The 13,038-nt window shown below is 58.7% G+C and carries 9 protein-coding genes and 1 pseudogene; 6 read left to right on the top strand and 4 right to left on the bottom strand.

Annotation, left to right across the window (positions count from 1 at the left end; genetic code table 11):
• The first annotated feature begins 20 nt into the window (after positions 1-20).
• Both ABH909_RS17940 and hppD read left to right on the top strand, forming a co-directional pair.
• A complete protein-coding gene (locus ABH909_RS17940) occupies positions 21-968 on the top strand; it encodes a DMT family transporter (protein WP_429435647.1) in 948 nt (315 codons plus the stop codon).
• 246 nt (positions 969-1,214) lie between these two features.
• A complete protein-coding gene (gene hppD / locus ABH909_RS17935; RefSeq protein WP_063343742.1) occupies positions 1,215-2,291 on the top strand; it encodes a 4-hydroxyphenylpyruvate dioxygenase in 1,077 nt (358 codons plus the stop codon).
• Between the two features lie 153 nt (positions 2,292-2,444).
• Here the strand turns inward: hppD and rarD are convergent, their stop codons facing one another.
• The 3 genes from rarD to ABH909_RS17920 form a co-directional block, all read right to left on the bottom strand.
• Positions 2,445-3,326: an EamA family transporter RarD gene (gene rarD / locus ABH909_RS17930; protein ID WP_429435644.1), complete on the bottom strand. Its 882-nt coding sequence runs from the start codon at positions 3,324-3,326 to the stop codon at positions 2,445-2,447.
• A 358-nt stretch (positions 3,327-3,684) separates the two neighbouring features.
• Entirely contained in the window at positions 3,685-4,698 is a 1,014-nt protein-coding gene (locus tag ABH909_RS17925) for an aldo/keto reductase (RefSeq protein ID WP_429435641.1), read from the bottom strand.
• Positions 4,699-4,935: 237 nt separating this feature from the next.
• Positions 4,936-6,246, bottom strand: a complete 1,311-nt coding sequence (locus ABH909_RS17920; protein WP_429435638.1) for an MFS transporter — start codon at positions 6,244-6,246, stop codon at positions 4,936-4,938.
• Positions 6,247-6,415: 169 nt separating this feature from the next.
• Here ABH909_RS17920 and ABH909_RS17915 point away from each other — a divergent pair, with 169 nt between their 5' ends.
• Complete coding sequence (locus ABH909_RS17915; protein ID WP_429435636.1) at positions 6,416-7,531, top strand: sugar diacid recognition domain-containing protein; 1,116 nt, start codon at positions 6,416-6,418, stop codon at positions 7,529-7,531.
• A 274-nt stretch (positions 7,532-7,805) separates the two neighbouring features.
• Positions 7,806-8,942 carry a glycerate kinase gene (locus ABH909_RS17910; protein WP_429435634.1) on the top strand — a complete coding sequence of 379 codons (1,137 nt, stop codon included), beginning with the start codon at positions 7,806-7,808 and terminating at the stop codon, positions 8,940-8,942.
• Positions 8,943-9,290: 348 nt separating this feature from the next.
• On the opposite strand, the pseudogene ABH909_RS17905 reads toward ABH909_RS17910, so the two are convergent.
• Positions 9,291-9,518 (bottom strand): annotated as a pseudogene (locus tag ABH909_RS17905) (DUF6124 family protein); the annotation flags it as partial.
• A gap of 274 nt (positions 9,519-9,792) precedes the next feature.
• Between ABH909_RS17905 and ABH909_RS17900 the strand changes: the two are divergent.
• Together ABH909_RS17900 and ABH909_RS17895 are read left to right on the top strand one after the other, a co-directional pair.
• A complete protein-coding gene (locus tag ABH909_RS17900) occupies positions 9,793-11,001 on the top strand; it encodes a pyridoxal phosphate-dependent aminotransferase (protein WP_429435631.1) in 1,209 nt (402 codons plus the stop codon).
• 238 nt (positions 11,002-11,239) lie between these two features.
• A complete protein-coding gene (locus ABH909_RS17895) occupies positions 11,240-13,015 on the top strand; it encodes a hypothetical protein (RefSeq protein ID WP_429435629.1) in 1,776 nt (591 codons plus the stop codon).
• The last annotated feature ends 23 nt before the right edge of the window (positions 13,016-13,038 follow it).

Here is a 13,038-nt window from a genome sequence, read left to right as displayed (position 1 = left end):
ATATCTAACGGTGGAGACTTATGACTACGTATGAACAGACCTTGGTGAATTCGTCCGATGTACCGGTTTATCTGAAACTGGCCGCGGTCACCATGATCTGGGGCGGGACGTTCGTCGCCGGGCGATTTCTGGCTGACAGCCTCAGTCCGTTATTGGCCGCGAGCCTGCGGTTCTTGCTGGCTAGCGTGGCGTTGCTGCTGTTTCTGTTGTTGGCGCGGGTGCCTTTAGTGCGTCCCAGCCCTCGGCAATGGCTGCAACTGACGCTGCTGGGTTTTTTCGGGATCTTCTTCTACAACCTGTGTTTCTTTTACGGGCTGCACTACATCAACGCGTCACGGGCGTCGTTGATCGTGGCGTTGAATCCGGCTGTGATCGGCCTGGCATCGTGGCTATTGTTCAAGGAGCGACTGAATAGAGCGAAAGTGGCCGGTATTGCGATCTGCATTGCCGGCGCCAGCCTGGTGATCGTCAGCCGCAATCCGCAGTTACTGGCCGGTGGTACTGATGCCTGGATCGGCGATCTGTTGATCTTCGGCTGCGTGCTCGGCTGGGGCATTTATTCTCTGTTCTCCAAAGGCCTGAATCAAACGTTGGGGCCGGTGCAGACGGTGACTTACTCGATTTTGCTGGGCACGCTGATGCTCTGGGTGACCAGCGCCGTGCGTGGTGAGCTGAGCGTCGCGGCGCTGACTGAACTCGGCACGCAACAATGGTTGAGCCTGCTGTACCTGGGCGTACTGGGTTCGGCATTGGCCTATATTGGTTATTACGACGGTATCCGCAAAATCGGTGCGACGCGCTCGGGTGTGTTCATCGCCTTGAACCCGCTGACCGCCGTTCTGTTTGGCGCATTGTTGCTGGGCGAGCAATTGACACTGGTGATGTGCCTGGGCGGCGGGCTGATCCTGGCGGGGATTTTTCTGTGCAACAAACCGCTTGCGCAGGCTGCAAAAAGGGGGATTTTATAAGAAGGCGGACAAACTGATTTACGCTGTGTAGAATCGGTTTACGCATATAAGAATAATCGTCTTCTGGCAGCAGAAGCCTCGCCCGCAAGAGCCTTGGGTCGACAATGAAGAGTTTTGGGTTTCAATTGATCTACGGTGACTTCCTCGCCCGCAGTGTGAGGGGCATCTCCTGCGCGCCACCCGCCGCTCTCAGCATTGCTAGCAACTAACGATCCGTTAATTGATAAGAAATGATGAGGCGCCAAAATGGCAGATTTATACGAAAACCCAATGGGCCTGATGGGCTTTGAGTTCATCGAATTCGCATCGCCGACCCCTAACACCCTGGAGCCGATCTTCCAGATCATGGGCTTCACCAAGGTCGCGACCCACCGTTCCAAAGACGTGCACCTGTATCGCCAGGGCCAGATCAACCTGATCCTCAACAACGAACCCAACAGCGTGGCGTCGTACTTCGCAGCCGAGCACGGCCCGTCGGTGTGCGGCATGGCGTTCCGCGTCAAGGACTCGCAAAAGGCCTACAAGCGTGCCCTGGAACTCGGCGCCCAACCGATCCACATCGAAACCGGTCCGATGGAACTGCACCTGCCGGCGATCAAAGGCATTGGCGGCGCGCCGCTGTACCTGATCGACCGTTTCGGTGAAGGCAGTTCGATCTATGACATCGACTTCGTGTTCATCGAAGGCGTTGACCGCAACCCCGTCGGAGCCGGCCTGAAGATCATCGATCACCTGACCCACAACGTGTATCGCGGTCGCATGGCTTACTGGGCCAACTTCTACGAGAAACTGTTCAACTTCCGTGAAATCCGCTATTTCGACATCAAAGGCGAATACACCGGCCTGACCTCCAAGGCCATGACCGCGCCGGACGGCATGATCCGTATCCCGTTGAACGAAGAGTCGTCCAAGGGCGCCGGGCAGATTGAAGAGTTCCTGATGCAGTTCAACGGGGAGGGCATCCAGCACGTGGCCTTCCTCAGCGATGATTTGATCAAGACCTGGGATCATTTGAAAAGCATCGGCATGCGTTTCATGACGCCGCCGCCAGACACCTACTACGAAATGCTCGAAGGTCGTTTGCCGAACCACGGCGAGCCGGTCAACGAATTGCAAGCGCGGGGCATTCTGCTGGACGGTTCGTCCGAGTCGGGCGACAAGCGTCTGCTGCTGCAGATCTTCTCGGAAACCTTGATGGGCCCGGTGTTCTTCGAATTCATCCAGCGTAAAGGCGACGATGGCTTCGGCGAAGGCAACTTCAAGGCACTGTTCGAATCCATCGAGCGTGACCAGGTTCGTCGGGGTGTGCTTTCTACTGATTAACCTGGTTCAGGCGTGAAAAAGCCCGGTTTTTGACCGGGCTTTTTTTTAGATCAAAAGATCGCAGCCTTCGGCAGCTCCTACATTGACCGTGTTCGCCGCAATGTTTGCGGAACACCCACTTGTAGGAGCTGCCGAAGGCTGCGATCTTTTGCGTTACGGGCGTCGATGACGCATCAAATGCTTGAACCCTTCAAACACCAATACCAGCACCGCCAACCAGATCGGAATGTAGGTCAGCCATTCGCCGGCCTTGATGCTTTCGCCCAACAGTAACGCAACGCCGAGCAACAGCACCGGCTCGACGTAACTCAACAACCCGAACAGGCTGAACGGCAGCAGACGGCTGGCAATGATGTAGACCACCAGCGCCGAAGCGCTGATCACGCCGAGCAGCGGAATCAGCAGCGACAGCGATGGATGCTGGTCGAAGACGCCGAAACCTTGTTCACCGCCCTGCACGAACCAGAACGCCACTGGCAGCATCAACGCCATGTCCAGCCAGAGTCCGCCAAGGTTGTCGGTGGCCAGGCGTTTGCGCAGGATGAAATAGATCGGATAGCCGACCACCACCAGCAAGGTCGCCCAGGAAAAACCACCCACCTGATACAACTCGTTGAGCACGCCAAGGCTGGCGAAGAACACGGCGATTTTCTGCAGATAGGAAAGGCGCTCGCCATAGACGATTCGCCCAGTCAGGACCATGGACAGCGGCAACAGGAAATACCCTAGCGACACGTCGAGGCTATAACCGTTGAGCGGTGCCCACATGAACAACCAGAGTTGCAGGCCTAGCAGCACTGCAGAGCCAACCAGCCCGACAATCAGCTTCGGCTTGCCGGCCAGCCGCCGAACAATTTCGACCACGCGCTTCCATTCGCCGGACACCACCATGAACACCGTCATGCACGGCGCGGTCAGCAGCATCCGCCAACCGAAGATTTCTACGCCGCTCAAGGGGGAGAGCAGCGATGTGTAGTAATACATGACGGCAAACAGCATCGAGGCTGTAACCGATAGAGCAATACCTTTAGACAAACTGTCCTCGCGAGGTTAAACGTGAAATGGGGGCGGAGGATACGTGGTTTTCGAAGCGAATATTGTCCGAACGATCAACACCCATCGAGTGTGGCAGACGCACAGACAAATGGTGGATGCAAAACCGCCATCGCGAGCAGGCTTGCTCCCACAACTTTCCGGTGTGTACTCGATGCGTGCGGCCCACACAAAACCCTGTGGGAGCGGGCTTGCTCGCGAAAATGGACTGCCAATCAACATCAATGCTGAATGTGAAGCCCTCTTCGCGAGCAAGCCCGCTCCCACATTTTTGCCGCTGGTGTACTCAATATTTCGGTCACAAGAATCCTGTGGGAGCGAGCCCTGCTCGCGATTAGTCTCAAACCGTACGCAGTTTACGCCCCGGTACAAAGTGGCTCACGTCATTGAATCCCGGCGTCGACGCGTGCCCCGGTGTCACCAGCGAATCGATAAACGCCTCGTCCTCAGCCGTGATCTTCACCGCCTGCGCCTTGGTGTACGCATCCCACTGCTCCTCAGTACGAGGTCCGACGATGGCCGAAGTCACAGCGCCATTGTTCAGTACCCAGGCAATCGCGAACTCGACGATGCCCACGCCGCGGCCCTGGGTGTATTCCTGGATATGTTGGGCGATGCGTAACGACTCAACCCGCCATTCGGTTTCCAGAATGCGTTTGTCCTGACGGCCCGCGCGGCTGTTGGCGTCCGGTGTCACGTCGGGCGCGTACTTGCCGCTGAGCACGCCGCGTGCGAGCGGACTATAGGGCACCACACCGAGGCCATAATTTTGCGCGGCAGTAATCTGTTCGGTTTCCGCCTGACGGTTGACGATGTTGTACAGCGGCTGGCTGATGACTGGCCTGTCGACACCGAGCTTGTCGGCGATGCGGATGACTTCGGCAATACGCCAGCCACGGTAATTCGACAAGCCCCAGTAGCGGATCTTGCCCTGGCGGATCAAATCGCCAATGGCGGACACCGTGACCTCCAGCGGCGTGTTGTGGTCTTCGCGGTGCAGGTAATAGATGTCCAGGTAATCGGTGCCCAACCGCGTCAAGCTGGCATCGATGCCGTTGAACAGATGCTTGCGACTCAGGCCGCTGCGGTTCGGCATACCGTCCACCGGTCCGAAACCGACCTTGGTGGCGAGTACCCATTCCTGACGGCGACTGGCGATCGCTTCGCCGACGATTTCTTCGGAACGGCCGTTGGTGTACACGTCCGCAGTGTCGATGAAGTTGATGCCCTGATCCCAGGCCTTGTCGATGATCCGCAGGGAATCTTCGGTGCTGGTCTGCTCGCCGAACATCATGGTGCCCAATGCAAGGGTCGACACCTGTAAACCCGAATGACCCAGCGTGCGATAGCTCATGACGAAATCCTTTTACCAGTCAGAAAGCCCTAATCAAATACCAGAACCGTGACTGGGAGCAAACGGAATTATTGCGCAGTCTCGTGGGCACCCTGTGGCGAGGGGGCTTGCCCCCGTTCGGCTGCGAAGCAGTCGTAAACCCATTACATGCGGTTTAACTTTGAAATGCCGGGGCCGCTTCGCGACCCAACGGAGGCAAGCCCCCTCGCCACAAAAGCATCTTTTGATCTTGCCCTTTTAAACCCGCAACGTGCGCGTCATGCGCAACGCCAGCAAACTCCCACAAACAATCACACCCGCCAGCAGATACAGCGCCGCATCAGTCGACCCGGTGCTGTCCTTGACCCAACCCACCAGATATGGACTAAGAAAACCCGCCATCTGCCCCATGGAGTTGATCAACGCCAACCCACCGGCTGCCGCACCCGCGTTGAGCATGGCGGTCGGCACGGGCCAGAACATCGGCAGGCCGGTGAGGGCGCCCATGGTGGCAATGGTCAGCCCAAGAATGGCAATGGCGGGGTTGGCAGCGAAGTTCACCGCAATCAACAGACCCACCGCGCCCATCAGCATCGGCACCACCAAGTGCCAGCGGCGTTCTTTGCGCAAATCAGCGGAACGACCGACCATCAACATGAACACTGCCGCCAGCAGGTACGGAATCGCACTGAGCCAACCAATCACCAGATTATCGCTGAAACCCAGATTCTTGATGATCGACGGCAACCAGAAGTTGATCGCGTAGACGCCGCTCTGAATGCAGAAATAAATCAGGCCGAAGGCCCAGATCACCGGGTTCTTGAACACGGCCAGCAGCGAATCGGTAGCGGTTTTCGGTTTGCTGGCCAAATCTTCAGCGTGATCAGCCTCAAGCACCGAACGCTCGTAAGGGGTCAGCCATTTGGCGTTGGCGTAACTGTCGCTGAGCAGGAAGTAGGCGAGCGCGCCAAGGATCACCGTCGGAATGCCTTGCAGCAGGAACATCCACTGCCAGCCCGCCAATCCACCCTGGCCAGCTGCGAAGTGGTTGAGAATCCAGCCGGAAAACGGGCTGCCGAGCAGGCCGGACACCGGGATCGCCGACATGAACAGCGCCATGATGCGACCACGACGGAACGTCGGGAACCATTGCGAGAGGTAAAGCACCACGCCCGGAAAGAACCCGGCTTCGGCCGCACCGGTGAACAGGCGCAGGGTGTAGAACTCGGTCGGTGTGGTAACGAACAGCAGGCAAGTCGAGAGCGTGCCCCAAGTGATCATCATCAGCGCGATCCAGCGTCGCGGGCCGAATTTGGTCAGGGCCAGGTTGCTCGGTACGCCACAGAGTACGTAGCCGATGAAGAAGATCCCGGCGCCGAGGCCGTAGACGGTTTCGCTGAATTTCAATGCGTCGAGCATCTGCAGTTTGGCAAACCCGACGTTCACCCGGTCAAGGTAGTTGAACAGATAGCAGATGAAAATGAAGGGGATCAAACGCAGGGTAATGCGTTTGTAGACGGCATTTTTGTCGTCAGCGTTGGCCAGGGTAGCTATGGCGCTCTGTGACATGGCGGGCTCTCTCTTTATTATGATTTTTTGCGACGCAAGGGTAACGTTGATCGCCCAGTGAGTCTCGGCCACCCCTTGGGTGATTGTCTTTGTGCCTGAGCACAGGGTTTATGACCAAGGCCTGTGCGGGTGAACAACCCGTTCCATCACGTTTTCAAGGAACCGCGCTATGTTCGAACTCGATCACGACCTGGCCCAGGACATCGTCGACCGGGCGATGACCATCCTGCCGTACAACGTCAATGTCATGGACAGCCAGGGATTGATTCTTGGCAGCGGCGAACCGGAGCGCATCAACACTCGCCACGAAGGCGCGCAGCTGGTGTTGGCCAACGGGCGCGTGGTCGAAATCGACGCGCAAACCGCGATTCACCTCAAAGGCGTGCAGCCGGGAATCAACCTGCCGCTGTTGCTCGACCAGCGTCTGATCGGTGTGCTGGGCATTACCGGCGAACCGGAACAATTGCGCACTTACGCCGAACTGGTGCGCATGACCGCCGAGATGCTCGTCGGCCAGCGCAATCAGCAAGCCGAGCAGCAATGGCGGCGGCAGCGTTGCGATGACCTGCTGGCCTTGCTGTTGAGTGATGCCGGCAATTCGCCGCGCCTGATCGACGAGGCGCAGCAATTGGGGCTCAAGCCTCAGATGACGCGGGTGCCGTATCTGTTCGAATTGGGCATGGAACATGGACCGGGGCAAACCGTCGAGGCCCTCAGCGCCTGGCTGACTTCGCGCTATCCGGACAGTTGGTGCGTGAGTTCGGCCAAGTCCTCGTTGCTCTGGTGCCGGCCGGCGAGCCAGACCGTGGAAAACGATCGGCTGCTGGAAAAGCTCGACGGTCTTGGCTGGAACATTCTGCGCATTGCCGTCGGCGGGCAGGCGGATGGGCTGATCGGGTTGCGCCGCTGTTATCGTCGGGTCGGGGATTTGCTGGCCTATGGACGCGATGTGTTACCGCGCTCGCGGTTGCTGACGCTCAACCGATATCGGCTGCCGGTGATGCTCTGGCGTCATCGCAACGACGATGCGCTGGACGAGTTGCTCAACCCGCTGCGCAAAGTTATCGCCAAGGACAGCAACGGTCAGTTGCTGGCGACGCTGCGCAGTTGGTGCGAACACGACGGCCAGAGCCAGGCCTGCGCCGATGCGTTGGGCATCCATCGCAACAGCCTGCGATACCGGATGGAGCGGATTGCCGAACTGAGCGGGGTTGATCCGTTGCGCCTGGACGGCATGCTCGCCCTGTACCTCGGCGTGCAACTCCTGCCCGACACAAACCCCTGACCAAACCCAATCCCCCTGTAGGAGCTGTCGAGTGCAACGAGGCTGCGATCTTTTGATCCCAAACAATCAAGATCAAAAGATCGCAGCCTCGTTGCACTCGACAGCTCCTACATTGTCCAGGCGTGCAGTCAACGTTGATTCGGGCGCACGATCAGCATCGATCCAGAGAGTTTTGTGGGAATGAACAATAATCCTTGAAGCCACTTGTGCAGCGGCCCGGCGTTATTGCTCCGGGCTGCTGGCAGCATGTGGGCATTGGAACTGGAGAATTCCCATGAAAATCGTCATCGCCCCCGATTCGTTCAAAGACAGCCTCAGCGCCCAGGGCGTGGCCGATGCCATCGCCCTCGGGTTGGCTGACGTCTGGCCCGATGCGCAGTTGATCAAATGCCCGATGGCCGACGGCGGGGAAGGGACGGTCGAGTCAATCCTGGCGGCCTACGACGGCGAACTGCGCCGCAACAACGTTCGCGGGCCGCTGGGTGCGCAGGTTGACGCCGCTTGGGGCTGGTTGCCGCAAAGCCACACCGCAATCATCGAAATGGCCGAGGCCAGCGGTTTGCAATTGGTCCCGGTGGCGCAGCGGGATGCGTGCATCAGCAGTACTTTCGGGACCGGGCAATTGATCCGTGCCGCACTGGATGCCGGTGCACAACGAGTGATCCTGGCGATTGGCGGCAGTGCGACCAACGACGGTGGTGCCGGAGCCATGCAGGCTTTGGGTGTGAAACTGCTCGACGCCCAGGGGCAGACGCTGTCACCGGGCGGGCTCGCGCTTGCACAATTGGCCCGCGTCGACCTGAGCGACATCGATCCGCGTCTGGCCCAGGTGCGCTTCGACATCGCCGCCGACGTCAACAATCCGCTGTGCGGCCCCCACGGCGCTTCGGCGATCTTCGGCCCGCAAAAAGGCGCCTCGCCCGTGCAGGTCGAGCAACTGAACCGCGCCCTGGGGCACTTTGCCGACCATTGCGCGCAAGCCTTGAACCACGACGTGCGCGACGAGCCGGGCAGTGGCGCGGCCGGCGGCCTTGGGTTTGCCGCCAAGGCGTTCCTCGGTGCGCAATTCAAGGCGGGCGTTGAAGTGGTGGCCGAACTCGTGGGCCTGGCCGATGCCGTTGCCGGCGCCGACCTGGTGATCACCGGTGAAGGGCGTTTCGATGCGCAAACCCTGCGCGGCAAGACGCCCTTTGGCGTGGCGCGGGTCGCCCGGGAACACGGCGTGCCGGTAATCGTTATCGCCGGCACGTTGGGCGAGGGCTATCAGGCGCTGTACGAGCACGGTATCGACGCTGCGTTTGCCTTGGCGAGCGGGCCGATGACCCTGGAGCAGGCCTGTGCCGAGGCGCCGCGCTTGCTGCGTGAGCGGGCGACCGATGTGGCGCGGGTCTGGCGGCTGGCCAGTCGCTGACCTTTCGAACACCCCAATCCCTGTGGGGCTTGCTCGCGAAGGCGGCCTGCCAGCCGATCAATCTATCGCGAGTGTACACAACCCCACGTAGGAGCTGCCGAAGGCTGCGATCTTTTGATCTTGGCGGCCTGACAGCCGACCAATTTCTTTCAAATCTACGCTGCCCCACTTGTAGGACGCTTGCCCGCGAGGACGGCCTGACAGCCAACCAATCCTTCGCAGATCCACACGGTTCAATTGTGTGAGCGAGCTTGCTAGCGATGACGGTGTGTCAGCGATATCAATGCTGACTGACATACCGCTATCGCGAGCAAGCTCGCTCCCACAGGTTTCTTGAGTGTTGGCGGACTATTCAGGCGGATCAATCTGATCCAGCACCCGGTTCGCCGTGATCTCCGCCAGCATCACGCTGTTGGAAATCCCCAGCAGCGCATTGCGCGATCCACCGTCCAGGTGATCCACCAATTGATGCACCATCACATCCACCGAAGCCAGCGTTTCCACCAGATAAACCACCAGGGTTTCGGTCGTGGCGTCAGGGTTTACGGTAAACAGTGAGCCGGGAGTACGCGGCGTTCATGGGAATGCCTGACTGACAGAGCTTGTGCACTTCACTAGAAAACCACTGGGCGACTAAACCCGATCACTGATGAGCAGTGACGCGAATCAAGTTACTGATGGCCCCCAGGCGCACAAGCCGGAGGATTCTGGCGTACCCGTAGGCAATGGCGCAAGGTCTTGTAGCTTGCATGAAGTAACCTTGAACGCCGTTAAACAGGCGCCCGCGGCTGGCGTGTTTCGCGATTTGAGATAGGGTTGAGGCAAGGAATACGCGCCACAGGAGAACGCCATGCGCTACTCAGCCTTGACCCAACGAATCGCCGGCGACGGAGCGGCGGCCTGGCAGATTCACGATCGAGCGATTGCGCTACGCGAACTGGGTGTCGATGTCTTGCTGCTGTCGATTGGCGACCCGGACTTCGACACCCCACAACCCATCGTGCAGGCCGCGATTGGCAGCTTGCTGGCCGGCGACACGCACTACCCGGCGGTGCGCGGCAGCCAGGGCTTGCGCGACAGCATCGCCCGGCATCATCGCCAGCGCAGTGGCCAGGCAGTGGATGCGCAGCACGTGATCGTCTTCCCCGGGGCACAGTGCGCGGTGTATTCGGTCGTGCAATGCCTGCTCGACCCGGGGGACGAAGTACTCGTCGCCGAACCGATGTACGTGACCTACGAAGGCGTGTTCGGTGCCTGCGGGGCGAAAGTGGTGCCGGTGCCGGTGCATTCGCAAAACGGTTTTCGCGTCGATCCGCTGGACGTGGCCGCACGCATCACGCCGAAGACCCGCGCCATTTTGCTCAACAGTCCGAACAACCCTTCCGGCGCCAGCCTGCCGTTGTCGACCTGGAAGTCGTTGGCCGCGTTGTGCATTCGCCATGACCTGTGGTTGATCAGCGACGAGGTGTACAGCGAGCTGCTGTTCGAGGGCGAACACATCAGCCCCGCGAGTTTGCCCGGCATGGCCGAGCGCACGGCGACCATCAATAGCCTGTCGAAATCCCACGCCATGAGTGGTTGGCGGGTGGGCTGGGTGATCGGGCCGCAATCGCTGTGTGAACATTTGGTAAATTTGTCGTTGTGCATGCTGTTCGGCATTCCGGATTTCATCCAGAACGCCGCGCAATTGGCCCTGGATCAAAACCTGCCGGAAGTGGCGCTGATGCGCGAGGAGTATCGTCAGCGTCGCGACCTGGTGTGCGCCAGTCTGGATCTGTGCCCTGGCATCCGGGCGATTCGCCCCGATGGCGGTATGTTCGTGATGGTCGACGTGCGCCAGACCGGGTTGTCGGCCCAGCATTTCGCCGAGCGGCTGCTGGAAGGGTACGGCGTGTCGGTGCTGGCCGGGGAGGCCTTCGGGCCGAGTGCGGCGGGGCACATTCGCATCGGCCTGGTGGTGGACCGACTGAAGCTGGCGGACGCCTGTCGACGTATTTCCCTGTGTGTGACGGACTTGCTCGAGGGGGCTGCGAGCCTGGGTTTTTCGGCACGGTCTTGAGGTCTTCTTCGCCATCTTGAACCCTGCGCCTCCCATCCTTGCTGCGCAGGGAATCGGTACCCACCTGTCAACTTTGACAGTATCGCTTTTTTTTTCATGAGCGTTTAATCCACCCAAGGTCAGTTTGGCCTGCTGCGCGAAGACGTTCATTTGGCTTGCCCGCAGTGCCCCTGTTGTCGACCGATGGAAAGGCCATGGCATGGCCGATGGTTCAAGTGACGTAGCAGGAGAGCGGGACATGGCAACTGCAATGAGCAAGCTTCAACGACAGGAGGCAAGCGCTGCCTATTTGAAAATGCGCACGGAGTATCGGGCAAATCTTGCCGATATGGTGATCGTGATCAAACCTGAGGATTATGCCAACCCTGCAACGGGGCTGCTCAACGGACCCAAGCTGAGTAGCGGGCTGTCGGTTTACATTCCGGATTGGACAAACCTGGCCCCGCCAGGTGCCAGTGATGAAGTCCGGCTTTATTTTGATAGTGGAACGGGACGTTGGGATGAGGTCGGCTATCACAAATTCACTCGCCCTGCTGACGGGTCGCCCTTTCCGGAGACGTTCCCTTATCCCATGCCTATCGACGTCAATCATCTTCCGGATGACGCGACGTGCAAACTGCAATACATCTTTACCGGTTACAACAACGTCGAAACTCCATCGTCGGAGCTCACGGTCATTTGCGATCGTTTGCCACCCTACAAGCACGGGCCCCCCGATGCACTGAAACTCGCTGCTGATTACCTGGATGACTCCAATCTGCCCGTTGGAGGAAACCTCACTGTTACGGTTCCCGGTTATCCGGACTGGAAAGCAACCGATAAAATTGCCATCTATCTGGTGGATGCTGCGCAAATTCCTGAGGATCCGACGGATGCCGACCTGGTGTTTATCGGCAATGTTCCTGCACCCGGTGTTACCGATACGCCAGTGCTGGTTCCAGCGGATGCAATCCGTGCTTTTGGCGATGCGGAATGTGTGCTTCTTTATGTGTTGATTGATGAGGCGCAAAACCCCAGTGCAGTATCTGTGCACAAATTAGTTGGCCTGACCTTCGGGCCTTTGCCTGACGCGTTGCTCCCCCCAAAAGTTCCGCAAGCCGATCCAGGACCGCTGGTGAATGAGCATGTCCGGGTGGGCGTGAGTGTCTGGATCGATAAGTACACAAACTGGAAGGCTGGCGACCATGTACGCGTGACCTGGGGTAATACCCTAGTGGTACCTGACCTGCTCGCCGGTGAAGTCAAAAACTTCGATGATAGCCGGACCAATCAGCTGACCAGGGCTGACAAGGGCCAGGACGCCAAATTCACCTTCACCTGGTACGACTCGGCAAAGGATGATGATGTCGTCGATTTTTTCTGGAACGGGCAGAGAGTCGTTGAGGCACAGGTCACTTTTGACGGAACAATCCATACACCTGGCGATGACCTCACGGTCGATATCCTTTGGGATTACATCAAAAAGGGTGGCAACGGCGACGCCGTACCGGTGCACTATCAGCTCCACCGGCCTGGTGTCGCAAATGATCTGGATTCCGATACCACGAACGTTGAAGTCAATGCGGTTGCGGTTGAGTTGCCACCGGCAAGCTTTCCGAAAATTCCCGATCCAACCGGTTATCCGGGGTGCACGGCACTGGAGTCTGATGGCGCGCTGATGGTTCGAATACCCGATCTGACGGGGCTGCTCAAGGATGGCGATACCATCAGTTTCGAGTTCATTCCCATGATAGGTGATGACTTGTCCTCGCCTGACAATCCCATTCCCGACGTGAAGTTCGAAGCTGATTTTATCTTGGGGAATGCCGGTACGCCCGTGACTGGCTTCGAATTTCGGGTTGAGCCTTACGCCACCTATATCCAGCCGCTTTATGACCAGAATCCGACGACTCGCCGGGGCCGTGTGAAGATCCAGTATTTCTTCGATGACGGAATAGAGAAGGTCGGGTCTGAGCCGTTGGTCAGTCGTACAGCGTTCCATGGGCCCGATGATCCATGCCCAATAACACCTTAGGTGAAGTCACAGAGCCGATACGG

It is taken from the genome of Pseudomonas sp. BS3782 TE3695, assembly GCF_050435305.1.
GTDB lineage: Bacteria > Pseudomonadota > Gammaproteobacteria > Pseudomonadales > Pseudomonadaceae > Aquipseudomonas.
The sequence above is the reverse complement of the archived record's forward strand: the minus strand, read 5'-3'. Positions and strand labels throughout refer to the sequence as shown.

Excerpts from the sequence above, each read along its gene's own strand:
- ABH909_RS17940 (WP_429435647.1), top strand. The coding sequence starts at position 21 with ATGACTACGTATGAACAGACCTTGGTGAATTCGTCCGATGTACCGGTT.
- hppD (WP_063343742.1), top strand. The coding sequence starts at position 1,215 with ATGGCAGATTTATACGAAAACCCAATGGGCCTGATGGGCTTTGAGTTC.
- ABH909_RS17925 (WP_429435641.1), bottom strand. The coding sequence starts at position 4,698 with ATGAGCTATCGCACGCTGGGTCATTCGGGTTTACAGGTGTCGACCCTT.
- ABH909_RS17920 (WP_429435638.1), bottom strand. The coding sequence starts at position 6,246 with ATGTCACAGAGCGCCATAGCTACCCTGGCCAACGCTGACGACAAAAAT.
- ABH909_RS17915 (WP_429435636.1), top strand. The coding sequence starts at position 6,416 with ATGTTCGAACTCGATCACGACCTGGCCCAGGACATCGTCGACCGGGCG.
- ABH909_RS17910 (WP_429435634.1), top strand. The coding sequence starts at position 7,806 with ATGAAAATCGTCATCGCCCCCGATTCGTTCAAAGACAGCCTCAGCGCC.
- ABH909_RS17900 (WP_429435631.1), top strand. The coding sequence starts at position 9,793 with ATGCGCTACTCAGCCTTGACCCAACGAATCGCCGGCGACGGAGCGGCG.
- ABH909_RS17895 (WP_429435629.1), top strand. The coding sequence starts at position 11,240 with ATGGCAACTGCAATGAGCAAGCTTCAACGACAGGAGGCAAGCGCTGCC.